This is a genomic window from Streptomyces sp. NPDC044984, from assembly GCF_040646935.1.
Lineage (GTDB): Bacteria > Actinomycetota > Actinomycetes > Streptomycetales > Streptomycetaceae > Streptomyces.
Map to the genome: position 1 here is coordinate 1 of NZ_JBEZBE010000061.1, position 22,154 is coordinate 22,154.

23 protein-coding genes and 1 pseudogene are annotated in these 22,154 nt (G+C 73.9%); 8 read left to right on the forward strand and 16 right to left on the reverse strand.

What is annotated here, in order from left to right:
• Window positions 1–98 precede the first annotated feature (98 nt).
• The 5 genes from AB0A94_RS36655 to AB0A94_RS36675 all read right to left on the reverse strand — a co-directional run bounded on the left by AB0A94_RS36655 (window position 99) and on the right by AB0A94_RS36675 (window position 6,377).
• Window positions 99–587 (reverse strand): DUF5709 domain-containing protein, encoded by a 489-nt coding sequence (locus AB0A94_RS36655; RefSeq protein ID WP_361751096.1) that lies wholly within the window; start codon window positions 585–587, stop codon window positions 99–101.
• Between the two features lie 114 nt (window positions 588–701).
• A complete protein-coding gene (gene prcB / locus AB0A94_RS36660) occupies window positions 702–1,547 on the reverse strand; it encodes a proteasome subunit beta (RefSeq protein ID WP_361751098.1) in 846 nt (281 codons plus the stop codon).
• A gap of 79 nt (window positions 1,548–1,626) precedes the next feature.
• A complete protein-coding gene (locus tag AB0A94_RS36665; protein WP_361751100.1) occupies window positions 1,627–3,120 on the reverse strand; it encodes a hypothetical protein in 1,494 nt (497 codons plus the stop codon).
• 168 nt (window positions 3,121–3,288) lie between these two features.
• Window positions 3,289–5,643, reverse strand: coding sequence for a glycosyl hydrolase family 65 protein (locus tag AB0A94_RS36670; protein ID WP_361751102.1), 2,355 nt, complete (start codon window positions 5,641–5,643; stop codon window positions 3,289–3,291).
• Window positions 5,640–6,377, reverse strand: coding sequence for a beta-phosphoglucomutase family hydrolase (locus AB0A94_RS36675; protein ID WP_361751104.1), 738 nt, complete (start codon window positions 6,375–6,377; stop codon window positions 5,640–5,642). Before AB0A94_RS36675 ends, AB0A94_RS36670 begins: the two co-directional genes overlap by 4 nt.
• A gap of 93 nt (window positions 6,378–6,470) precedes the next feature.
• Between AB0A94_RS36675 and AB0A94_RS36680 the strand changes: the two genes are divergently transcribed.
• Together AB0A94_RS36680 and AB0A94_RS36685 are read left to right on the forward strand one after the other, a co-directional pair.
• The gene (locus tag AB0A94_RS36680) at window positions 6,471–7,133 is read left to right on the forward strand and encodes a nucleoside/nucleotide kinase family protein (protein ID WP_361751106.1); all 663 of its coding nucleotides are present in this window, start codon (window positions 6,471–6,473) and stop codon (window positions 7,131–7,133) included.
• Window positions 7,134–7,149: 16 nt separating this feature from the next.
• Complete coding sequence (locus AB0A94_RS36685; RefSeq protein WP_361751108.1) at window positions 7,150–7,662, forward strand: GNAT family N-acetyltransferase; 513 nt, start codon at window positions 7,150–7,152, stop codon at window positions 7,660–7,662.
• A gap of 357 nt (window positions 7,663–8,019) precedes the next feature.
• Here the strand turns inward: AB0A94_RS36685 and AB0A94_RS36690 are convergent, their stop codons facing one another.
• A complete protein-coding gene (locus tag AB0A94_RS36690) occupies window positions 8,020–8,433 on the reverse strand; it encodes a DUF3662 domain-containing protein (RefSeq protein WP_217134204.1) in 414 nt (137 codons plus the stop codon).
• 47 nt (window positions 8,434–8,480) lie between these two features.
• Window positions 8,481–8,642, reverse strand: coding sequence for a hypothetical protein (locus tag AB0A94_RS36695; protein WP_361751110.1), 162 nt, complete (start codon window positions 8,640–8,642; stop codon window positions 8,481–8,483).
• Window positions 8,643–8,813: 171 nt separating this feature from the next.
• Here AB0A94_RS36695 and AB0A94_RS36700 point away from each other — a divergent pair, with 171 nt between their 5' ends.
• The 3 genes from AB0A94_RS36700 (at window position 8,814) to AB0A94_RS36710 (ending at window position 12,907) form a co-directional block, all read left to right on the forward strand.
• On the forward strand, window positions 8,814–9,731 hold the full coding sequence (locus AB0A94_RS36700; RefSeq protein WP_361751112.1) for a MurR/RpiR family transcriptional regulator: 918 nt from the start codon (window positions 8,814–8,816) through the stop codon (window positions 9,729–9,731).
• Window positions 9,732–10,023: 292 nt separating this feature from the next.
• Window positions 10,024–10,398 (forward strand): hypothetical protein, encoded by a 375-nt coding sequence (locus tag AB0A94_RS36705; RefSeq protein ID WP_217134206.1) that lies wholly within the window; start codon window positions 10,024–10,026, stop codon window positions 10,396–10,398.
• A 112-nt stretch (window positions 10,399–10,510) separates the two neighbouring features.
• Window positions 10,511–12,907 carry a SpoIIE family protein phosphatase gene (locus AB0A94_RS36710; protein ID WP_361751114.1) on the forward strand — a complete coding sequence of 799 codons (2,397 nt, stop codon included), beginning with the start codon at window positions 10,511–10,513 and terminating at the stop codon, window positions 12,905–12,907.
• Window positions 12,908–12,915: 8 nt separating this feature from the next.
• On the opposite strand, the gene AB0A94_RS36715 is transcribed toward AB0A94_RS36710, so the two are convergent.
• A complete protein-coding gene (locus AB0A94_RS36715; protein ID WP_361751116.1) occupies window positions 12,916–13,536 on the reverse strand; it encodes a peptidoglycan-binding domain-containing protein in 621 nt (206 codons plus the stop codon).
• A 75-nt stretch (window positions 13,537–13,611) separates the two neighbouring features.
• Window positions 13,612–14,442: a hypothetical protein gene (locus AB0A94_RS36720; RefSeq protein WP_361751118.1), complete on the reverse strand. Its 831-nt coding sequence runs from the start codon at window positions 14,440–14,442 to the stop codon at window positions 13,612–13,614.
• 43 nt (window positions 14,443–14,485) lie between these two features.
• Between AB0A94_RS36720 and AB0A94_RS36725 the strand changes: the two are divergent.
• A pseudogene (locus AB0A94_RS36725) lies at window positions 14,486–14,669 on the forward strand (hypothetical protein); the annotation flags it as partial.
• Between the two features lie 255 nt (window positions 14,670–14,924).
• Window positions 14,925–15,341 (forward strand): zinc ribbon domain-containing protein, encoded by a 417-nt coding sequence (locus AB0A94_RS36730; RefSeq protein ID WP_361751120.1) that lies wholly within the window; start codon window positions 14,925–14,927, stop codon window positions 15,339–15,341.
• 30 nt (window positions 15,342–15,371) lie between these two features.
• Here the strand turns inward: AB0A94_RS36730 and AB0A94_RS36735 are convergent, their stop codons facing one another.
• The 3 genes from AB0A94_RS36735 to AB0A94_RS36745 are packed head-to-tail and all read right to left on the reverse strand — an operon-like array spanning window position 15,372 to window position 17,686.
• Window positions 15,372–15,752 (reverse strand): PPOX class F420-dependent oxidoreductase, encoded by a 381-nt coding sequence (locus tag AB0A94_RS36735; protein WP_361751122.1) that lies wholly within the window; start codon window positions 15,750–15,752, stop codon window positions 15,372–15,374.
• A gap of 10 nt (window positions 15,753–15,762) precedes the next feature.
• Window positions 15,763–16,494, reverse strand: a complete 732-nt coding sequence (locus tag AB0A94_RS36740; RefSeq protein ID WP_361751148.1) for a class I SAM-dependent methyltransferase — start codon at window positions 16,492–16,494, stop codon at window positions 15,763–15,765.
• Window positions 16,487–17,686 carry an aminotransferase class I/II-fold pyridoxal phosphate-dependent enzyme gene (locus AB0A94_RS36745; protein ID WP_361751124.1) on the reverse strand — a complete coding sequence of 400 codons (1,200 nt, stop codon included), beginning with the start codon at window positions 17,684–17,686 and terminating at the stop codon, window positions 16,487–16,489. The genes AB0A94_RS36740 and AB0A94_RS36745 overlap by 8 nt, the downstream gene beginning before the upstream one ends.
• A gap of 161 nt (window positions 17,687–17,847) precedes the next feature.
• On the opposite strand from AB0A94_RS36745, the gene AB0A94_RS36750 reads away from it, so the two are divergent.
• A complete protein-coding gene (locus AB0A94_RS36750; protein ID WP_361751126.1) occupies window positions 17,848–19,224 on the forward strand; it encodes a S1 family peptidase in 1,377 nt (458 codons plus the stop codon).
• A 25-nt stretch (window positions 19,225–19,249) separates the two neighbouring features.
• On the opposite strand, the gene AB0A94_RS36755 is transcribed toward AB0A94_RS36750, so the two are convergent.
• The 4 genes from AB0A94_RS36755 to AB0A94_RS36770 form a co-directional block, all read right to left on the reverse strand.
• Window positions 19,250–20,074: an EamA family transporter gene (locus tag AB0A94_RS36755; protein ID WP_361751128.1), complete on the reverse strand. Its 825-nt coding sequence runs from the start codon at window positions 20,072–20,074 to the stop codon at window positions 19,250–19,252.
• 43 nt (window positions 20,075–20,117) lie between these two features.
• Complete coding sequence (locus AB0A94_RS36760; RefSeq protein ID WP_030863721.1) at window positions 20,118–20,303, reverse strand: hypothetical protein; 186 nt, start codon at window positions 20,301–20,303, stop codon at window positions 20,118–20,120.
• Window positions 20,304–20,469: 166 nt separating this feature from the next.
• Entirely contained in the window at window positions 20,470–21,165 is a 696-nt protein-coding gene (locus AB0A94_RS36765) for a L,D-transpeptidase family protein (protein ID WP_361751130.1), read from the reverse strand.
• 142 nt (window positions 21,166–21,307) lie between these two features.
• Window positions 21,308–22,108, reverse strand: a complete 801-nt coding sequence (locus AB0A94_RS36770; protein ID WP_361751132.1) for an SDR family NAD(P)-dependent oxidoreductase — start codon at window positions 22,106–22,108, stop codon at window positions 21,308–21,310.
• Window positions 22,109–22,154: the final 46 nt, after the last annotated feature.

Here is a 22,154-nt window from a genome sequence, read left to right on the forward strand (position 1 = left end):
CCGACTTCGACGTCGAGGGCGACGAACTCGCCGACTCCGCCTCCGTGGACCTGCGTTCGGAGGCGATCGCGCACCGGGCCGGCGGCGCCGTGCCGGGGTCAGGTTCTGTCGCGGTCCTCCGGGAGCGCCGTCCCGTCCTCCACGACGTGCACCGCGGCCTCCTCCGCGCCGGCCGCCCCCGCGTCGACGCCGACGTCCTCGGCGACGGACTCCTTCGTGGTGTCGGGGTGGGCGCCCTCGTCCGGGGCGACCAGGCGCCCGGCGCGGCCGGTGCCCGCCTCCGGGTCGACCGGCTCGCCCTCGCCGCCGGGGAGGTCGCCCACCTCGTCCCCGGCGGGCACGGAGGTGTCGGGCAGCTCCTGGGCCAGCCGCTGGTCGAGGCTCTCCCCGTCGTGCTGTTCCGCGGCCGTGGTGCCGTACTTGGTCACGCCGAGCGGTTTCTCCGGCGGGGAGTAGCCCTCGTCGAGGATGTCGTCGTAGGTCCGTTCGTCGACGGCGTCCTGCATGTCGAGCGGCGCGGCGTCCTCCTGCTCCTCGTTGCTCCCGGTGGGCTGGTAGGCGTCGTCCCCCATCGGCTCGGTGCCCATGGCTTCCTCCCTGTCACGCTGCGTCGGCTCGTTCACCTCGGGTGTCAGATCCGCGTTTCCCGTGACGCGATCTCTAACCCCGGTGCGTCCGACGACGCGGAGGCCCCGCGAGGATCAGACGGGCGCGTTCGGGCCGTCCGGGCGGGAGTGACGCCGGTCGACCACGCCGAGGCTCAGCCGTCGGACCTCGCTCTCGCCGAGCCGTTCGTAGCCGTCCTCGGTGATGACCGACACCACCGGGAAGAGGCGGCGGGAGAGATCGGGGCCGCCGGTCGCCGAGTCGTCCTCGGCGGCGTCGTAGAGGGCCTCCAGGGCGGCCAGGGCGGCCTCCTCGCGGGACATGCCGGGCCGGTGGAGCTTCTTGAGGGCGCCCCTGGCGTACGGGGACCCGGAGCCCTCCGCGCGGAAGCCGTACTTCTCGTAGCGGCCGCCGGCGGCGTCGTAGGAGAAGATCCGGCCCCGCCCTCCCCCGGGCGCGGTGGTGTCGTAGCCGGCGAGCAGCGGGACGACGGCGAGGCCCCGCATGGCCTGGGCGAGGTTCTGGCGGATCATGGTGGCGAGCCGGGTCGCCTTGGCGCCGAGGGTCATCGGGACGCCCTCGATCTTCTCGAAGTGGGCGAGTTCGACCTGGTAGAGCCGCACCATGTCGAGGGCGATCCCCACGGAGCCGGCGATCGCGACGGCGGTGTGGTCGTCGGCGGGCAGCACCTTCTCCAGATCGCGCTGGGCGATCAGGTTGCCCATGGTGGCCCTGCGGTCACCGGCGATCAGTACGCCGTCGGCGTAGGTGAGGGCGAGGATCGTGGTGCCGTGCGGGACCTCCGCGGCGCGGACCCCCTCGGGCAGGGTGCGGGTGCCGAGCAGTTCGGGGCGGTGGGCCGCCACGAACTCGGTGAAGGACGAGCTGCCCGGGGTAAAGAACTCCTCCCCCGGCCGCCCTTCGTGATCGCTCCGCGCCATGCCGCCTCCCCTTCGTCGCTTCTTCGCGCACCGACAGTCGACTCCTACCTGGACCCGGTGCGCGGGAAACCCGTCGCCGTCACCCGGAGCCGGCCGGCCCGGGCGCCGGGGCGATGCGGGCCTCCAGGTCGCCGATCCGGTGGACGGGCCAGGGGCGGGCGTAGCCGGGCGGTGTGCCGCCGGGACCGGTGAGGGTGGCGACCGGGATGCGGTCCGCGGTCCGCAGGATCTCCCCGGCCGTGGTGTTCTCGTTGTTCCCGGCGGTCGTGCCGGAGGAGCAGCCGGTGTAGTAGCCGATGGGGATCGCCTCGTGGCCGGTGATCAGACAGGGCGGGCGGACACCGAGCCGGTGCAGGTCACCGGCCGTGCGGGCCCAGTCCCGGCGGCTGTCGACGTTGCGGTCCACGGTGTGCACGAGGACGGTCAGCTGCACCGTGAGATGACCGGCCAGGCCGAGCGCGACCAGGGTCCTGGCGGCCGGCCGCCACTTTCCGCGCGGTGCCGTGACCAGGTACCACAGTGCGTCGGCGACCGGGATCGCGAGCAGGGCGTAGGCGGGCTGGAGGAAGCGGGGCGCCGCGTACTCGATCATGAACAGGTACGGCAGGGCGGCGGTCGTGGCACAGGCCAGCGGCACCACGGTGCGCAGGGTGCGGCGGGCCCGCACGGCGACGACCAGTCCGAGGACGGCGAGCAGCGGCAGGACGAACCACCACAGGGTGATCACCGGGTGGGGCATCGAGCCCGTGCACGGACGGCACAGGGCGCGCCCGCCCAGGCTGCGCAGCTGGTCGTCGACGGCGATGTCCAGGCCGAGCCCGCCCTGGATGCGGGAGGCCTCGGCGAGCCGCTCCCGCAGGCCGCCGAACGCGGTGTACGCCTCGACCGTCCAGGGGACCGCTCCCGCCAGCAGACCGCCGGTGAGGGCGAGCAGGAACCGCCCGTGCCGGCCGGCCAGGGCGAGGACGAGGAGCGGGACCGTCACCCAGACCGCGTCGGTGGGCCGCATCCAGGCCATGAGCGCGGCCCCCGCCACGACTCCCCACAGGGAGCCGCCGGACGAGGGGTCCGCGCGGTGGCGCAGGAAGCAGCCGACCGCGGTCAGCGCGCCGACGGCGACCCAGTAGTTGGGCATGGCCTGGGGACCGTAGAAGAGCGTCACCCACAGGGAGGCGAAGAAGGCGCCGGCGGTGACCAGGACCCGGACGGGGAACAGGCCGCGCCAGGAGCGCAGGGCCCAGAAGAGGGCGAGGCCGGAGAGGAGGGCGAGGTAGACGCGCAGCAGCGCGGTGGACTCGGACCAGGACGCGACCGGCGCCACCAGGAAGGAGACGCCCCGGGAGCGGGGTGCGCTGAAGAAGGCGGCCGGGTGGTGGGAGGTGACCTGGCTGACGTAGACGATCTCGTCCCAGCCGAGGCCCAGCACGGGGCGGACCAGGGCGAGTTGGGCGAGGGTGAAGACGGCGGCGAGCACCGCGAGCGGGCGGGCGCCGCCGCGCCGTGAGGGGCCCGGGCGGGGTCGCCGCTCGCGCCGCCGTGTGCCGGTGGCAAGGGCACCGGTGCCGTCGGTCATCGTCCGTCCCTCATTCCCGCGTGTCATCGGGTCCCGGGTTCCACGGGCCCTGCGCTCTGAAGGACGGGTTCCGGGAAACCGGCGTTCCGGAGATCACCGACAACCTAACCCGCGTGCGGCGGGCCCGCAGGGCGGAATACGGCCACCCGTCCCGGGGCCCGCCGCGGGTCAGCGCGGGTGCGGGCCCCGGTGCGGGGGCTGCTCGGGGGCCGGGCGGGGCCTGGGCGGCGGGACGGGAAGCCCGGCGAGGGCGCCCTCGCGCACGGTCAGCTCGGTGCCGTGGTGACGGATGGTCAGCGGCGGTCCGGACCGCAGCGTGTAGGTGGCCCGGTCCGCGGTGACCTCCACGCGCAGGCACCGGCCGAGGAACCGCAGGGTGAAGGCCAGGCGGCGCAGCCGCGCCGGCAGCCGGGGGGTGAAGCGGAGGCTGCCGTCGTCCCAGCGCATGCCGCCGAACCCGGCGACCAGCGCGGTCCAGGTGCCGGCCAGGGAGGCGATGTGCAGTCCGTCCCGGGTGTTGTGCTCCAGGTCCGCGAGGTCCATCAGGGCGGCCTCGGCGGTGTAGGCGTGGGCCAGGTCCAGGTGGCCGGTGCGGGCGGCGAGGACGGCCTGGACGCAGGCCGACAGCGAGGAGTCCCGTACGGTCAGCGGCTCGTAGTAGGCGAAGTTGCGGGCGATCTGCTCCTCGTCGAAGACCTCGTCGAAGTAGCCGGCGCAGGTGTGCATCGCCAGCACCAGGTCCGCCTGCTTGATCACTTGTTTGCGGTAGAGGTCGAAGTAGGGGAAGTGCAGCATCAGCGGGTACTGGTCGGCGCGGGTGCCGGCGAAGTCCCAGCGCTGGTAGCGGGTGAAGCCCGCGTGCTGTTCGTGCACGCCGAGTTCGTCGTTGTAGGGGACGTGCACGGCTTCGGCGGCGTCCCGCCAGCCGGCGCTCTCCTCCTCGTCGACGCCGAGGGCCGCCGCGGCGTCGGGGTGGCGCTTGCAGGCGTCGGCGGCGGCCAGCAGGTTCGCCCGGGCCATGAGGTTGGTGTACGTGTTGTCGTCGGCGACGGCGCTGTACTCGTCCGGTCCGGTGACCCCGTCGATGTGGAAGACGCCCCGGTCGTCGTGGTGGCCCAGGGAGCGCCAGAGGCGGGCGGTCTCCACCAGCAGTTCCACGCCGGTGTCGCGTTCGAAGCGCTCGTCGCCGGTGGCCTGGACGTACCGCACCACGGCGTCGGCGATGTCGGCGTTGACGTGGAAGGCGGCGGTGCCGGCCGGCCAGTAGGCGGAGCCCTCCGAGCCCTCGATGGTGCGCCAGGGGAACGCGGCCCCGCGCAGGCCGAGTTGGGTGGCGCGCTCGCGGGCGACCGGGAGGGTGCTCTGCCGCCAGCGCAGCGCCTCGGCGGCGGCGTCCGGCACGGTGCAGATCAGCAGGGGCAGCACGAACACCTCGGTGTCCCAGAAGGCGTGACCGTCGTAGCCGGAGCCGGTCAGGCCCTTGGCGGGTATCGCGCGCCGTTCGGCGCGGGCCCCTGCCTGCAGGACGTGGAAGAGGGCGAAGCGGACGGCCTGCTGGATCTCCTCGTCGCCGTCGACCTCGACGTCGGCGCGGGCCCAGAAGTCGTCGAGGTAGGCCCGCTGTTCGTCGAGGAGTCCCTGCCAGCCGCTGTGCGCGGCGGCCGCCAGCGCCGCCTCCACCTGGTCGCTCATCGCGGGCCGGGAACGGGCGCCGGACCAGCCGTGGGCGACGAGCTTCTCCACCCGCAGGCGCTGTCCCGGCTCCAGGACGGAGGTCACGGTCAGCCGGGCCACGTCCTCGTTGCTCTCGCAGTCGGTGGTGGTGCGTTCGGGGCCGTCGACGACGTGGTCGGCGGCGACGGCGACGCGCAGGCCGCTGCGCCGGGTGCGGTGCACCAGGCGGAGCCGGTGGTCCTTGGCGAGGTCCTCCTCGGGTTCCAGCGGGGACTTCAGTGCGCGGGCGGCGCGCGGGTCGCCGTCCGGTCCGGGCAGGCTCTCGTTGGCGACCAGTTCGGACTGCACCACGACGCGGGTGCGGCCGTCGACGGGCTCGACCTCGTAGGCGACGGCGGCGACGGCCCGCTGGGTGAGGGAGACCAGCCGGGTGGAGCGCACCCGGACCGTGGAGCCGGCCGGGGAGGTCCATTCGCAGACCCGCTCGAGGACGCCCCGGCGCAGGTCCAGGGTCCGCTCGTGGCTGATGAGGCGCCCGTAGCGCAGGTCGAACGGTTCGTCGTCGACCAGCAGCCGGATCACCTTGCCGTTGGTGACGTCGATGACCGTCTGACCGGACTCCGGGTAGCCGTAGCCGGCTTCGGCGTAGGGCAGCGGGTGCAGTTCGTGGACGCCGTTGAGGTAGGAGCCGGGCAGGCCGTGCGGTTCGCCCTCGTCGAGGTTGCCGCGCCAGCCGACATGGCCGTTGGACAGCGCGAACACCGACTCGCTCTGCGCCAGGACGTCGAGGTCCAGGCTGCGTTCGCGCACGGTCCACGGTTCGACGGCGTACGCCCGCTGTGTGATCACTTCGCACCCCCGAGTTCGGCCAGGTCCGTGACGACCCGGTCGGCGCCGTGCGCGTACAGCGCGTCGGTCTGGCCCACCCGGTCCACGCCGACGACGTACCCGAAGTGCCCGGCGCGGCCCGCGTCCATGCCGGCCAGCGCGTCCTCGAACACGGCGGCCCGGGACGGCTCGACGCCGAGGTCCCGGGCGGCGGCGAGGAAGGTGTCGGGTTCCGGCTTCCCGGGCAGCCCGCGCTCGGCGGCGACCACGCCGTCGATCCGGACGTCGAAGAGGTCCTCGGCGCCGATCGACCGCAGTACGTCACGGCAGTTGGCGCTGGAGGAGACGATCGCGGTGCGCAGTCCGCGGGCGCGGACCGCGGCGAGGTAGCGCAGGGTGCCGTCGTAGGCCTCCACGCCGTCGGTGCGGATCTTCGCCAGCAGCAGTTCGTTCTTGCGGTTGCCGAGGCCGTGCACGGTGCGGGCGCCGGGCGGGTCGCCGGGTTCGCCCCCGGGGAGTTCGATGCCGCGGGAGGCGAGGAAGGTGCGGACGCCGTCGGCGCGCGGGCGGCCGTCGACGTACTCGTCGTAGTCGGCGTCGGTGAAGGGCCGGAAGGCGTCGCCGTCCCGTTCGCGGAGGAAGGCGTCGAACATCTCCCTCCAGGCGGCCGCGTGGACGACGGCCGTCTTCGTGACGACGCCGTCGAGGTCGAAGAGGCAGGCGAGGATGTCATCGGGCAGACCCAGATCCGTCATACAGGACACCGTTCCCCGTACGGCGCCGGACAGTGGGTGGCGCGGGCCACATGGCGGCAGGACTCCGGCGTGCCGGGTGACACACTCTTCCGTGTGACACCGACCTTCGACGACCTCCTCCGCCGTGCCCGCGCCCTCCCGCGGGGCGGCCGGCGCGCGCTCCTCGGCATCGCGGGCAGCCCGGGCGCGGGAAAGTCCACGCTCGCCCGGGAGTTGGTGCGGGAGCTGAACGGCACCGGGGAGCCGTGGGTCGCGCAGGTGCCGATGGACGGGTTCCATCTCGCCGACGCCGAACTGGACCGCCTCGGCCGCCGCGACCGCAAGGGCGCCCCGGACACCTTCGACGCGGCCGGCTACGCGGCGCTGCTGCGGCGGCTGCGCGAGGAGGCGTACGACGACGTCGTGTACGCGCCCGGTTTCGAGCGGACGCTGGAGCAGCCGGTCGCGGGCGCGCTCCCGGTACCGCCGTCCGCCCGGCTGGTGGTGACGGAGGGGAACTACCTGCTGCTGGACACCGGTGCCTGGGCGCGGGTGCGGCCGCAGCTCGACGAGGTGTGGTTCTGCGATCTCGACGAGGAGGAGCGGGTGCGGCGGCTGATCGCCCGGCACGAGGAGTTCGGCAAGAGCCACGAGGAGGCGGTGGCGTGGGTCGGGCGCACGGACCGGCGCAACGCCGAGCTGGTCGCGTCGACCCGGCACAGGGCCGACCTCGTGGTCCGGCCGCCGGAACCGGCTGGACGGGGCGCGGCCCGGTGACGCAGGCTCTCGTACCGTGATCAGAGAAGCCACCGTGCACGACGTCCCCGAGATCCGCGCGATGATCCGGGAACTCGCCGCCTACGAGAAGGCCGCCGAGCAGGCCCGCGCCACGGAGGAACAGCTCCGCGCGGCCCTGTTCGGCGAGCACCCCGCCGCGTCCGTCCTGATCGCCGAGGACGACGACACCGGCGGCGTCGTGGGGTTCGCGCTGTGGTTCCCGCGCTTCTCGACCTGGACCGGCACCCGCGGGATGCACCTGGAGGACCTCTACGTCCGCCCGCACACCCGGGGTGCCGGACACGGCAGGGCGCTGCTGGCCGCTCTCGCGGCGATCTGCCGGGAGAACGGTTTCGAGCGCTTCGAATGGGTGGTGCTCGACTGGAACGAGCCGGCGATCGCGTTCTACAAGTCGCTCGGCGCGGAGCTGCTGGAGGAGTGGACGGTGTGCCGGCTGACCGGCGGCCCGCTGGAGGAACTCGCCGCACAGGCGGTTTCCCCCGCGGGCGGAGGGCCGGTGCGGGAGTAAGAGGCCCCTGACCTGAAGGGCCTTGCGGCAGCGGGACCCGCGCGGTCCGGTCCGGCCGCCGGAACGCCCTTGGGAGGGCTTCCTCTCCGGGCGGGTGCACGACGGCTCGCTCTGGTGCCGCCCGCCGGCCGCCCTGTAGGTGGAAGGGGCCAGGACCTCGGCCGGCTGCGCGAGCGGTACCGCGGAACGGGTCCGGCTGGTCCGCGAGGGCGGCGGGATGCCGTCGTGCCACGGGCATCCGTGCCGCCGGTGCCGGACTCCGCGGCGGACCGGGCGACCGGCCGGGTCGGCCGGAAGCGCCGCCCGGTCGGCGGCGTCGGTCATCCGGTCACGGTCTGACGGCGCGGGCCCGCGCCGTCAGCCGGGCGTCGGCTGCCCCGCGCGCTGGAAGGCGTCGGCGCTCACGTGCGGCATGACGCTGCTCGCCACCCGGAAGCGGCCGTTGGGGACCTCGGCGGACCGGCGGACGTGCACGGCGAGCGGACCCGCCCATTCGTAGCCGTGGCGCGCGGCGTGCCGGGCCAGCCGGTCGGTGAGCGCCTGTCCCACGCGACTGCCGCGGCGGGTCAGTTCCTCGTGCACGGGTTCGGCGAGCTCCACGTCATAGGCGTTGGGGACCATCACCCGGCCCGCCCGGCACACCACGGCGTGGCTGTCGCACTCGCGCCGCAGGGCGTCGACGAGTTCGACCGGTTCCCGGCCGGACAGCCGCCTCCACAGCGCTTCCCATCGGTTCTCCAGGGCGTCTTCCAGCGCACTCAGGGCGCTCATGCTTTCACCTGCTCGAAACGTAGTCGGGGCGGGGGACGGCGGGTGGTCTAGCGTTCCCGGAAGTCGTCGGGCTTGATCTCGGCCTCCTCCAGCGCCTCGCGCATGGTGCGGCCGGTGCCGCCCTGATCGCGCGTCTCCTCGTCCTGCCGCTGCTCGACGATGTCGTCGGTGTCCCGGGTCTTCGGCCGGTTCTCCTCGGGGACGGTCATGTCCGGTGGCTCCTGGTGTGTCGCGGGGTTTCTGCTTCGCTGTGCCGTCGGGTTCCCACCGAAGGCGCGGATATCCCCGGTGGAGCGGTCCGGTGTGCTCCGGCGAGCGGCCTGGTCACCACGGTGGGTGGGCTATGTTGAACCCTCGTGGGAGACGAAGGAGGCGCACCGGTGCGATCGCCGCAGCAGGCACGCGCACAGGCATCCGCGATCACCTCGGGGAAGGCGGGCCAGGACCCGGAGGTGTCCCCGACGGCCCAGCTCCGCACGCTGTTCGACCGGCCCCGGCTCTCCCCCGGCCAGCGGCGCATCGCCCAGTACCTGATCGAGCACATCGCCGAGGCGGCGTTCCTGTCGATCACGGATCTCGCGGACCGGGCCGGGGTGAGCCAGCCCTCGGTGACCCGGTTCGCCTCGGCGGTCGGCTTCAGCGGTTATCCCGCGCTGCGGGAGAAGCTCCAGTCGATCACGCTCGGCACCCGCTCCGCCGGCCCCGCCGAGGAGTTCCGGGGCAACGAGCTGCAGGCGGCGGTGGACGCCGAGATCGAGAACCTGGAGAACCTGCGGCGGGACTTCGCCGACGCCGACCGGTTCATCGAGGTCGGCCGCCGGCTGTCCGCGTCCACTCCGCTCACCGTCCTCGGACTGCGCATCTCCGTCTCCCTGGCCGAGTACTTCGCCTACGCCGCCCGCCGTGTCCACCCGGACGTACGGCTCGTGACGCTGGGCGGCAGCGTGGCCTACGACGCGCTGCTGCAGTCGCGGGAAGCGGGCGGCACCTGGGTGCTGGCGTTCTCCATGCCGCGGCACGCCCAGGAGACCCTGACCGCGGTGCGGGTCGCCCGCAGCGCCGGGCTGAAGGTCGCGCTGATCACCGATCTGGCGCTGGGCCCGATCGTGGACGAGGCCGACGTCACCTTCGCCACCGGCACCGGGTCACGGCTGGTGTTCGACTCCTACGCCGCCCCGGGCGTGATGTGCGCGGCGCTGCTGCAGGCCATGACGGACGCGGATCCGGAGCGGACGCAGGCCCGGCTCGACGAGTACGAGCGCGTCGCCGACGAGCACCAGTTCTTCCTCAGGGACTGACTCCGGCGGGCGCACCGCACGGGAGACGCCCCCGTCGAAGCGCGCATGAATGTTTTCATACGCCTTGCAAACCAGATGGCATATATAAATACTGCTCACGGATCACGGCCCGGCCGCTCAGCACCGGGCGCCTGCACGAACACCCGAAGCCGTCGGCTCCTGCCCGCTCCGGCGGCCGGGGTGTTCGGCCGGGCATCCCCTGCCCGGCCACCCGCGGCGGCTCCGGTCATCCCCTAGGCCGGAGCCGCCCCACTCCGTCGTCCACCCGTACGACGCCGTACCCCCGGAAGCGATGATCATGCCCTTGACGACCACGCGACTCGGTCCCGACTGGCCCTGCCAGGTCAAGACCCCCGGCAGCTACGACTGGGAGCGCTCGGCCGCCAAGTGGCTGCGCGAGCTGGTGCCCGCGCGCTACGCGAGCTACCCGGCGTTCGTCCGGCACCCCGTCCTGCTGGCCCGGCACGCCCAGATCCAGGTCGAGCACGAGATCCGGGTGGCCCGCACCGCCCTGCAGACCGCCCGGGCCGACCTGCCCCGGGCAGGACTGCGCGAAGGGGTCATCGAGCACACGATCAAGCTCTACGCGGCCGAGGTCACACAGCTCCAGCACATCGCCCGCAGCGTACGGGCGGTCACCCGGGCCCTGGCCGAATCCGGCCGCTGACCGCGCTCCCCGCCGGGCTCACACGTCACATCCCCTGGTCCGGGCCGCCCGCGGACCCCGGGCGAACAAGCCGGTCAACGAACCGGGAGACCTGTGCGATGCTCATCGCGTGATGAGGGAACCTGTTGTCCCGGTGGAGCCCGGAAACGCGCCCGACCTGGTGGAACTGGCCAGGGTGGTCGCCCAGCAGCGTGCCGAGATGGACCGGCTGCGCGAGCAGGCCGCGACATCGGCCGTCGTGGAACGGGCCAAGGGCGTCGTGATGGCGTTGGGCGGGTGCTCCGCCGACACCGCCGGCGAGACCCTGCTCCAGCGTGCCAAGGCAGCCCGCCGCACCCTGCTGGAGGAGTGCTGGATCACCCTGGGGGAACTGGCGCCCGCCCGGTCCGGTGAGCCGTCCGCACGGCCGGCCGAGGACACCGGGGACACGACGGCCGGCTTCCCCGAGGCCGACCCTCCGGCGACACCCTCGGCCCCCGACGACGTCGCCGACGCCCTGAGCCGCCTCGCCCGGGTCCTCGTGCACACCGACACCTCCCAGGAACTGGCCCGGTGCCTGCTGGAACACCTCGGGCAGGACCTGGCCGCGGACTCGGTCATGATCTACGCCCGCCGGACCGACGGCAGCCTGGAACTGCTCGGGCACGCCGGGATCGACGAGCGGCTGGCCGCCCGCTGGCGTCAGGTGCCCCCCTTCAGCGGGGTGGCCGTACTGGACGCCCTCGAGTCCGGTGAGCCTCTCTGGCTGGAGGACTTCGCCGAGGACAGCACGCGGTACCTGCTGATCGGTGACCCGCCCGAGCGATGGCGCTCGCGCGCCTGGTTGCCGCTGCCCGGCGGGGAGGACCCCGGGATCTGCGTCGGTGTGCTGCGCGAACGCTCCGGCCCCTTCACCCCGCGCGACCGCGCCCATCTGCGCGGAGCGGTCCGGCTCTGCGCCGACCGGCTGCGCACGTTCGCCGCCCCGTCCGGGCCCGTGTCCGGCCCTCTCCCGGACGCCGTACGGGCGCTCTTCGCGGCGCTGCCGGTCCCGGCGATGCTGCTGACCCCGCTGCGCGGCCCGTCCGGCAGGACCGAGGACTTCCGGATCGACGCCGTGACGGCGCAGGCGGCCGACGTCCTGGACGGCACCGGGGGCGATCCGGCCGGGCGGCGGCTGCGGGAGGTGCGGCCCGACCTCGCGGACACCCCGGTGTGGCAGGGCTGCCTGGACACCCTGGCCGGCGGGGGGACGTACGAGAGCGAGCCGTTCGCCCGTCAGGAGGTCGTGGACGGCGTCACCGAGCTGGCCACATACTCCGTACGGGTGACTCGGCCGACGGACGCGCTGGTCGTCACCTGGATCCGGCACGCCTCCTCCGACCGGCAGGAGCAGCGGCTCGCCGACCTGCAGCGGCTGGGCAACCTCGGCTGGGCCAACTGGAACCTGACCACGTCCGAGGCGTCCTGGTCGTCGCAGGTCTTCGCGATCCTCGGCCGGGACCCGGCGGACGGGCCCGTCCGGCTCGTCGACCTCCCCGGACTCGCGGTGCCCGAGGACCGGTCCGCGCTGAGCGGCGCCGTCGACGCCCTGATACATGACGGGCTCCCGTTGGACGCCCCGTTCCGGGTCCGGGGCGCGCGCGGGGTCCGGCATCTGCGGCTCGCCGCGGAGACGGTGGCCGACCTGCGCGGCACGCCCGTCGAGGTGCACGGCTTCGTGCAGGACCTGACCGCGCGGCGGCGGGCCGAGCTCGCCCTGGTGGAGACCGAGCGGGCCATCCTCACCCAGCACGACGTGCTCCAGGCCGAACGGTCCCTGGTCGCCCGGCTGCAGAACGCCCTGCTGCCGCTGCCCGAGCGGGCGGTGGACCTGGCCGGGCTGCGCGTCGAGGTCGCCTACCTTCCCGCCCAGGCCGGCATACACGTCGGCGGCGACTGGTTCAGTGCCATCGAACTGCCCGACGGCGACGCCCTGTTCGTCGTCGGCGATGTCGCCGGGCACGGGGTGGACGCCGTCGCCACCATGGCCCAGCTGCGGTTCACCGCCAAGGGCATGGTCATCACCGGGTCCTCGCTGACCGGCGCGCTCGCCCGGCTCAACACCCTGCTGCTGCACTCCCGGGACAGCCACGGCACCGCGACCATGGTGCTGGCCCGCTACCGGCCGGCGCAGCGGCGCCTGGTCTGGGCCCAGGCGGGACACACCCCGCCCCTGCTGCTGCGCGACGGCGAGGTGACGTATTTGCGCCGGCCCAGCGGCATGCTGCTCGGCGGTACCACCGGGCCGCACTTCGAGGAGGCCGAGTGCCGCCTCGAACCCGGCGACCGGGTGCTGCTCTACACGGACGGTCTGGTGGAGCGGCCCCCGGAGAACATCGACGTGGGCCTCGCGCGTCTCGCCGCGGCCGTGGCGGCCCACCCCGGCGACGAGACCGGGTCGCTGGGGGTGCTGCTGGAGACGATGCTGGAGGACGAACGCCGCGACGACGTGTGCGTGCTGGACATCCGGGTGCCGAGGGAGCGGTAGCCACCGGGTCAGTCGTCCGGCCGGCCGGTGCGGGGCTCCAGGGCGAGGCGGGTGTCGTCGCCGTAGACGCCTCTCTCGTCGCCCCGGACGCCGTACCAGAGCTGGAAGCGGGCGACGGCGGCGGAGAGGGTGGCGTCGTAGCGGCCGTCGGTGGTGCCGGACCGGTAGACGTCCGGGATGCGCAGCAGCCGTTCCTGGAGTTCGGTCACCTCGGGGCCCGAGTCGCCCTCGCGGAGGAATCCCCGCTCGGCGGGGGCGGGCGGGGCCGGGGTGACGGGGGCGGTCGTGGACGGCCTCGGGCCGGGTGCCGCGGGGTCGCCGGCGTCGCGTTCCGTGAGCAGGAGCGCGCCACCGAAGCCCGCCACCGCGGCGGCCACGGCGAGTGCGAGGGCGGCGCGGCGGATCCCCGGAGGGTGCCGGGCCGCGGGTACGGGCGGGAGTTCCCGCGTCCGGTCCTCGGCTCCGGCGGGCGGCCGGGGCGGCGGCACCGGCTCGTACCCGCCCCGCTCCTCCCGCTCGAACTCCCGGAACAGCTCGGCGAGTGCGTCGGTGCGACGCGGGCGCAGGACGCGGACGGGTTCGAGGGGCGGTCCGTCGTGCGGCCGTCCCGGCCCGGAGGGTGTCGTCACGTCGCTCTCCTTCCGTGCCGCGCGGGGGAGTCGGTCCGCCCGCGCGGAGGGATACGTGACGAAGGGGCCCGGGGTTCAGGCGTCGTGGAGGAAGCGGCGCAGGGACGCCGTCATGGCGGACACGAACGCCTCCCGGCCGGTGTCGTCGAGGGCGTCGAGGGACAGGTAGGGGTTGAGGTCCTCCAGTTCGACCAGCAGCAGTTCGCCGCCCGGCGCGCGGCAGGCGTCGACGCGCTGGATGCCGTGGTCGAGGGTGTTCCAGTCGATGAAGCCCCGGGCGAAGTCCAGGTCGTCCCGGGTGGGTTCGTACGGCTCCAGCTGCCAGCGGCGCCCGGTGTGCGGGGCGTACAGGGCGTACTGGAAGTCGTGGTCGACGAAGTAGAAGGAGACCTCGTAGGCGAAGTCGATGTGCGGCTGCACCAGGACGTCCCCGTCGACGTGGCCGCGCACCTCGTCCGCGGGGACGACGCGCAGTCCTATGGAGTCGGCGCCGAGGCGGGGCTTGACCACGTACCGCTGCGTCCCGGGCAGCCGGTGCAGGTCCTCCGGCCGGTCGACGGTGGGGATCACCGGGCGGCCGGCGGCGGTCAGGTCGAGCAGGTACCGCTTGCCGGCCATGTCGCCCCTGCCGGTGAGCGGGTTGTAGACCGGTGTGCCGGTCGCGGTGGCGTGCTCGCGGAAGGCGTCGTAGGCGTCCTGGTACTCCAGTACGGGACCGCTGTTGCGGACCACGACGGCGTCGAAGCCGTCCATCAGGGCGACGGCGTCCCGCGGATGGCACAGGGCGAGGTCGAGGTGCTCGCGCAGCCGGGAGGTGAGGAAGACGTCCTCGTCGCCGTAGCGGCGTCCGCGGGCCGGGTAGGCCAGGTCGGTGACGTACAGGACGCGGGGACGGGCGGGCGGCATACGGGCTCCTCGGCGACGGCGGTGGCTCGATCATAGGAACGGCCTGGGTGTACCGCCTCGGCGGCACCGGGTTCCGCCCCGGCGTGCACCGAGCGCCGTCGACGACGTCGTGGCGCTCGCCGGGGTGGGCCGGCGGTCCTTCTTCCGCTCCTTCCGTCCGGGGAGGACGTGGTCCTCCCGACCACGAGCGGTGCCTGGCCGACATGACGGCCTTCCCGGCGGCGGGCCAGGGGCCCGAGGACGTGGTGGTCGTCTCGCGGCGCGGGACACCGCTGTGGCGGCTGGTGCGGGAACCGGAGACCGCGCTCGGGCGCGGGTGACCCGGCGCGGGCGCCCGCCCGAACGCGAGGGTACGGAGTGCCTTTACGAGTGGCACTGAGTGCCATACTCTGTCGCTGTGCACGGTGGCACGGCGCACCGGCATGCGCGTGCCGGGTGACCGCGCACGTGGGATTCCGGCCGAGTGCAGGGAGTTGACCAGCGTGTACCACCACTCAGGAAGCGTCGCTCAGCAGGCAGCCGGCTCCGCGACGGGCGTCCTCGATCCCCAGGGCAAGGGCCGGGCGGAGGCCATGCTCTTCCAGCGCTGCACCTGGTGCGGCACCACCATGTACCACCGGCTGCTCTGCCCGGTCTGCCAGGGCAGCGACCTGCGCACGGAGCGCAGCGAGGGCGTCGGGACGGTCCGCCATTCCACGGTGCTGCACCGCAACACCCCGGCGGCCCGCAACATATCCCTGATCGAGATGGCCGAGGGGTTCGTGGTGCGCGGCCGGGTCATGGGGCCGCCCATCGGCATCCACAGCGGCGACCGGGTACGGCTGTCGACGGCCCAGGACCCGGTGCGCGGCGAGCCGGTCTTCCAGCTGGTGGACGAGCCGTTCCGGGCCTGGACCTGACGGGCCGCCGGGCACGGCCCGGCACGCGGCTCAGAGGGTGATGCGGATCCCGACCGTGCCGTCCGTGCCCCGGCGGAGACGGCTGCCCAGGAGGGTCAGCCGGCCCACGAGGCCGTACTTGCGGGCGAGCAGCTTCCGGTAACGGGCCGTGGTCGCCGGGTCGCAGATCTCCGCCGTGGCGGGTACCTGGTCACCGGTCGGGTTGCCGCGTACGTCGCAGGGGCCGACGAGGACGTCGCCACGGGCGCGGATCCGCTTCACCTTCCACGAGTCGGCGACGGTCCACACCCCGAGCGCGTCGCCGTCCCGCACCACCCACACCGGTGTGGCGACGGGTGTGCCGTTCTTGCGGTAGCTGGTGACCAGCAGGTACTTCCCCGCACCCAGCCGGTCCCTCGACGCGTCGTCCATGCGGGGAAGTCTAGGCGTCCGGGCGGCGTGCGACGAAGACGAACTCCCGGCCCGGGCGGTCGGGGGCGTCCCGCACCTCCTCCACCGCGAAGCCGTGCCCGGCGAGGTCCGCCTCGACCTCCTCCCGCTCGCGGAAGCGCAGCGTCGAGTCCGAGGTCAGCACCTCCCCGTCCGCGGCGAACACGTAGGTGGTGCGGAACGTCACCAGCGGGCCGTCCACGTCGGTCACCTGGTGCCAGCTCTCGACCGTGCCGACGCCGGGTATGTCGGTCCTGTCGTACGACTCCTCCCGGGTCCACCCCTCCCAGGCCCGCCGGGCCGGGTCGCGGGTCTCGAACACCAGGCGTCCCCCGGGCCGCAGTGCCGCGTGGGCGCCCCGCAGGGTGCCGTGCCAGGCGCCGGGACCGGCGACGGCCTGGGCGACGTTCGCCGTCATGGTCGCCAGATCGGCCCGCAGCGGCGGCAGCACGGTCGCGTCGCCCTCGATCCAGCGGACCCGTGCGGCGCCCGGCTTGCCCCGCGCCACGTCGAGGGACGCCCGGGCCGGGTCGACGCCGACGACCTCGATCCCCCGGCCGGCCAGGAGCAGCGCGAACACCCCTGTTCCGCAGCCGATGTCCAGTACCCGCCGGGCACCGAACTCCTCCGCCATGCCCAGGTAGGCGTCGAGATCGCTCCGGTCGGGGTCGAGCGGATCGTACAGCGCGGCGAGCCGTGGGTGGCCGAAGCACTCGTCAGCCACGGGCACCGCCCGCGCGCTCCACGGCGTCCGCCATCCGCCGCACCGCCTCCTCGAGCACCTCGGGCGAGGCGGCGAGGTTCAACCGGGCGTGGCCCGCTCCTCCCGTGCCGAAGGGCGGACCGGAGTTGAGGGCCACGCGGCCGTGCCGGAGGAAGGTGCCGGCGGGGTCGTCGCCGAGGCCGAGGGCGCGGCAGTCCAGCCAGGCGAGGTAGGTGGCGTCGCCCGGCCGGTAGCGGATCGCCGGCAGCCGCTCGGCCAGGAGGTCCGCGAGCAGCCGGCGGTTGGTGTCGAGGCCGGCGAGCAGGGCGTCCAGCCACGCGGTGCCGTCGCGCAGGGCGGCGGTGTGGGCGAGGACGCCGACGTGGCTCGGGCCGTGGCCGACCTCCTCGGGCATCCGCGCCAGGTCGCCCGCGGCCTCGGGCCCCGCGACGGCGAGGGCCGCCTTGAGCCCGGCCAGGTTCCACGCCTTCGACGCCGACATCAGCGACAGGCCGCGCTCGCCACCCGGCACGCTCAGGTACGGCACGAAGCGTGTGTCGCCGAGGGCCAGCGGGGCGTGGATCTCGTCGGCGACGACGCGTACGCCGTACCGCTCGGCGAGGGCGGCGACGGCGGACAGCTCGTCGGCGGTGTGCACGGTGCCGGTGGGGTTGTGCGGGCTGCACAGCAGGTAGGCGGCGCGCCGCCGGCCGGCCGTCACCCGCCGGAAGACGTCCTCCAGGACGTCGGGGGCGATCCGCGCGTCCGCGCCGAGCGGGGCCTCGGCCACTTCGCGGTCCAGGTGCCGTACGAAATCGTAGAACGGCGGGTACACCGGTGAGTTCACCACCACCGCGTCCCCGTACCCGGTGACCAGTTTCAGCATCTCGACCACGCCCAGCATGACGTCGGGCACGATCGCGGTGCGCTCCACGGCGAGCCCGCCCCAGTCCCACCGCTTGTCCGCGAAGGCGGCCAGCGCCTCCGCGTAGGCGGTGCCGACGGGATAGCCGGTGTCGCCGAGCTCCATCGCCCCGGTGACGGCGCGGACGACCGGCTCGGCCAGGGGGACGTCCATCTCGGCCACCCACAGGGGCAGGACGTCCTCGGGGTAGGTGCGCCATTTCATGCTGGTGCGGCGGCGCAGGCGGTCCAGGTCGAGGGCGTGCAGCGGATTCGGTTCACCGGACGTCTCGTGCGGGATCCTGGTCATGGGCCCACGATAAGGGCCGTGCTGTGAACGGACATCGGGACGACGGCCCGCGCCCGGTCTGAACGCGCCGGGTTCCGGACCCGTATGGGAGGAGGGCCTCCGACTCGGGGGAGGCCCTCGCGGTGCGCGCGCACCGCGCCGCTGAGGTTCGGGAGCCACGCATGAGGCACGCACGACGACGGGTCGTCCGGCGAGTGACACGGCTGGCGGCCGTCGGCGGACTCCTCCTGGGGGCCACGATGGTCACCCACGCCGTCGCCAGTGAGCCCCGCGCGCCCGACGCGGTCCCGTTCACCACCGCCGGGGAGGCGGCGGCCGGACCGGGCGCCGGCCTGGTGTCGAGGCTCGGCACGTCCCGTACGGCGGGCAGCTGGATCGCCGACGACGGCGGGACGGTGGTCGCGGTCACCGACGAGGAGGCGGCGGCCGAGGTGCGCGCGGCGGGCGCCGAGCCGAAGATGGTGCGGCACAGCATGGACGACTTCAAGTCCGCGGCCGAGACGCTGGGTTCGGCGCCGCGCGTGCCCGGGACGGCGTGGGCCGTGGACTACCGGGCCAACGAGGTGGTGGTCCGGGGCGACAGCACGGTGTCGGCGGACGACTGGTCCGAGCTGACCGAAGTGGCGGACGGCATCGGCGGTTTCGTCCGCATGGAGCGGAGCGGGGGCACCTTCACCACCCGGCTCAACGGGGCGCGGCCCATCCTGTCGACGGCCGGCCGCTGTTCGGCGGGCTTCAACGTGACCGACGGGAAACGGGAGTTCATCCTCACGGCCGGGCACTGCGGGCCCGACGGGTCGGTGTGGTTCGCCGACGGCCAGGGCAGGCAGGAGGTCGGGACGACGGTCGGCGGCAGCTTCCCCGGGGACGACTACTCGTTGATCGAGTACACCGGCGGCCGGGCCGGCGAGGGCGCCGGTGTGGTGGCCGTCGGCGACGGCAAGGGCGTACGGATCACGGGGGTGGCGGATCCGGCGGTGGGCCAGCGGGTGTTCCGCAGCGGCAGCACCAGCGGGCTGCGGGACGGTGAGGTGACCGCGCTCGACGCGACGGTGAACTATCCCGAGGGCACGGTCAGCGGCCTCATCGAGTCGGACGTCTGCGCCGAACCCGGGGACAGCGGTGGTCCGATGTTCTCCGAGGGCATCGCGCTCGGTGTCACGTCGGGCGGCAGCGGCGACTGCCGGTCGGGCGGCACGACATACTTCCAGCCGGTGACGAAGGCGCTGGCGCGGCTCGGCGTACGGCTCATCGTGGCGCCCGGGGCCGACGGGGGTGCGGCGGCGCCCTCCCCCGCTCCGTCGGACGCGCGGGGCGCGGCGGCTCCGGACGCCGCCTCGCCGGGGCCGTCGACTCCGGTGCGGGGCATCCTCCCGGACGCGTCGACACTGCTGTCCCGGCTGGCCGACCCCCGCAACGTCGGTCCCGGGCTGCTGGTGATCGCGGGCAGCCTGGTCGCCCTGGTGGCGTCGCGCTGGATACGGGCGGAGCAGGACCGCAAGGCGTACCGGCGTCACTACTCGGCGACATGGGGCTGAGCGGGCGGCGGGTCCGGCCGGACCGTCAGCCGACGGTGAGCAGCACGGTCGCCAGGGCGGCTCCCAGCAGCCCGGCGGCCTGCCGCCGGGAGACGTGTTCGTGCAGGACGGCGAGACCGAGGACGACCGGGAGCGCCGGGTAGAGGGAGGCGAGGACCACCGCGACGGCGAGCATCTGCCGCTGGACGGCCAGCAGGTAGAGGACCAGGCCGAGGGCGGCGCCCGCCCCGATCAGCAGGGCCTGGGCGCACGGCCGTACGGGCAGCCGCAGGAGGCCGGGGCGGCGGGCGGCGCCGGGCAGCAGGACGAGGACGGCGGCGACCCGGCCCGCGACGACCGGCCACAGCCCGCTCGTGGGATCGGCCTGGCCGAGGGCGACGTACTGCACGGCGACGCCGGCGCTGGCCAGGAGCCCGTCCGTCGCCTCCCGGCCCATCCGGGTGCCGCCGCCGGACACCCACCACAGGGCGGGTCCGGTGACGGCGATCCCCGCCCAGGCCAGGGCGCCGGGACGGTCACCGAGGAGGAGGACGCCGCAGAGGACGGACAGCGCGACGCCTGTGACGGCGCTCACCGGTACGACCACGCTCATCGCGCCGTGACTCAGGCCACGGTTGAGGAAGCGCATGGCGGTGGCGCTGCCGACGCCGGACAGGGCGCCCCAGAGGAGGTCGGAGCCGGCGAGGGCGTCGGCGGGCAGGAGGAGGGCGGCCCCTGCGGCGAGCAGCAGGCCGCCGAGCTGGCCGAGGAAGGTGACGGCGGCATGCGGGACGCGGCGGGACAGCAGCCCGCCCGCGAAGTCGACGATGCCGTAGCAGAGGGCCGAGGTCAGTGCGAGGAGGGCACCCATCCGTTCACGGGTGCCCCGTCGAGCGGAGGACGATGCCGGGCGGTCAGGCGGCCCTGGCCGGCTGCGGGAGGGCCGAGGCCCACTCCTGGACCAGGCGCTGGTACTCCTCGCGCTGTTCGACGCTCAGTGTCCCGCCCGACCGGAGCCACAGGGCCCGGATCTCCTCGTTGACCTCGGCAGCCGATCGCTCGGAGGAGGGTTCAACAGTGGTGGACATGCCGTGAAGCATACGGGGCCGGACGTGAAGGCGCTGTGAGTAATCGCACGCTCATCGGGCATTTCGGGCAGTGTCGCTGATCACGTCCATCTGCCCGGGAACGTGGGCGAGTTCACATCCGGGCCTTCGGGGAGCGGCCGGGGTGCGGGGCGCCCGGCAGGCCGGGCGCCCGCGGCGATCAGGTGCCCGGCTTGCGGCCGTACACGTAGACGTCGTCGCCGTTCTTCAGCAGCGACCAGTACTTCTTGGCGGCGGTCTTCGTCATGTTGACGCAGCCGTGGGAGCCGGGCGGGTTCCACATGCTGACGCCGACCGAGTGGAAGGCCTGACCGCCGTCGAAGAACTGGCTGTAGGGCATCGGCACGTCGTAGATGGTCGAGACGTGGTCGATGTTGCGCCAGTAGATCTTCTTCAGGCCGGTGCGGGTCTCGTACCCGTCGCGCCCCGTGCGGACCGGGACGGGGCCGTAGACGAGCTTCTTGCCGTCCTGGATCCAGCTGAGCTGGAGCGTGAGGTTCACGCAGGCGATACGGCCCTTGTTCGTGGGGCACTTGCCCGCCTTGTTCGGGTTCTTCCCGACGGCCTTCTGCTTGTTCATCAGGTCCATCACACCCCAGGTCACGGGGCCGGCGTACCCGATGTTCGGCGTGATGCCGTGCTTGGTCTGGAAGGCACGGATGGCCTTGCAGTCGGCGGAGGACTGCTTTCCGTCGACCGGGCGGCCGAGGAACTTCTCCACCTTCTTCTGGTACGGGCCCGTCGAGGTGGTGCAGCTCGCAGCCTGCGCCGGTGTCGCACCGAGCGCGAGCGTGAGCGGAGCCACCAGCGAGGTGACCCCGAGAACGACGGCACTCCGTCTACGTATGTCCCCCATGGTCTGTTTTGCCTTTCCGCAGAAGTGAGCGCATGGCCTGCGCACTCTGCCAGATAGACGACTCAGCGGAAAAATCGGTTGTACGGACGAACCGGGATGCGACCGAACGGTGACACCCGGCGGACGGGACCGGAACGACCGGCTACCGCGGCGACGCCTCGCCCAGCGCCTGCCGGAATCCCGAGTTGACCGCCGTGACGCCGCCGTCGACGGTGAGGGTGGTGCCGGTGATCCATGCCGCGTCGCGGGAGGCGAGGAAGGCGACGGCGGCCGCGATGTCCTCGGGCTCACCGACCCGGCCCAGCGGGTAGAGGCGCCGGGCCGCTTCCAGTTGCCCGTCCCGGCCCGCCCAGGCACGGGTGCGGACGGTCCCCGGTGCGACGAGGTTGACCCGGACCCCGCGGGGCGCCGCGTGCCCGGCGAGGGTGCGGGTGAGGGAGACCAGGCCCGCCTTGGCCGCGCTGTAGGCGTGGTTGCCGAAGTCCTGGAGGCCGTTGACGGAGCCGACGCTCACGATCGCGCCCCGGCCGGAGGCGGCGAGGTGCGGGAGCGCGGCGCGGCAGCAGCGGTACGCGCCGGTGAGGGTGACGTCGAGGTCCGTGGCCCACTCGTCGTCCGGCTCGTCCTCGAAGCGGGGCGCGTCCGGGGTGCAGTGGGCGGCGTTGTTCACCAGCACGTCGAGCGAGCCGAAGGCGTGCACGGCGTGCGCCACGGCCGCCTCGACCGTGGCGCGGTCGGTCACGTCGCAGGCGAAGGGCTCGGCCGTGAGCCCCCGTTCCCGCAGTGCCGACGCCGTCCGCTCCGCCTCGTCGGGGTCCGCGTCGGTCACCAGGACCCGCGCCCCCTCCTCGGCGAACCGCGCGGCGGTGGCCGCGCCGATGCCGCGTGCCGCCCCGGTGATGAGGACCCCGTGCCCCGCGAAACGCCTCGTGTCCGTCGTCATGGGGTGAAGGTAGCGGCCGGGGCGATCACCGCGGCAGGGGCCGGAC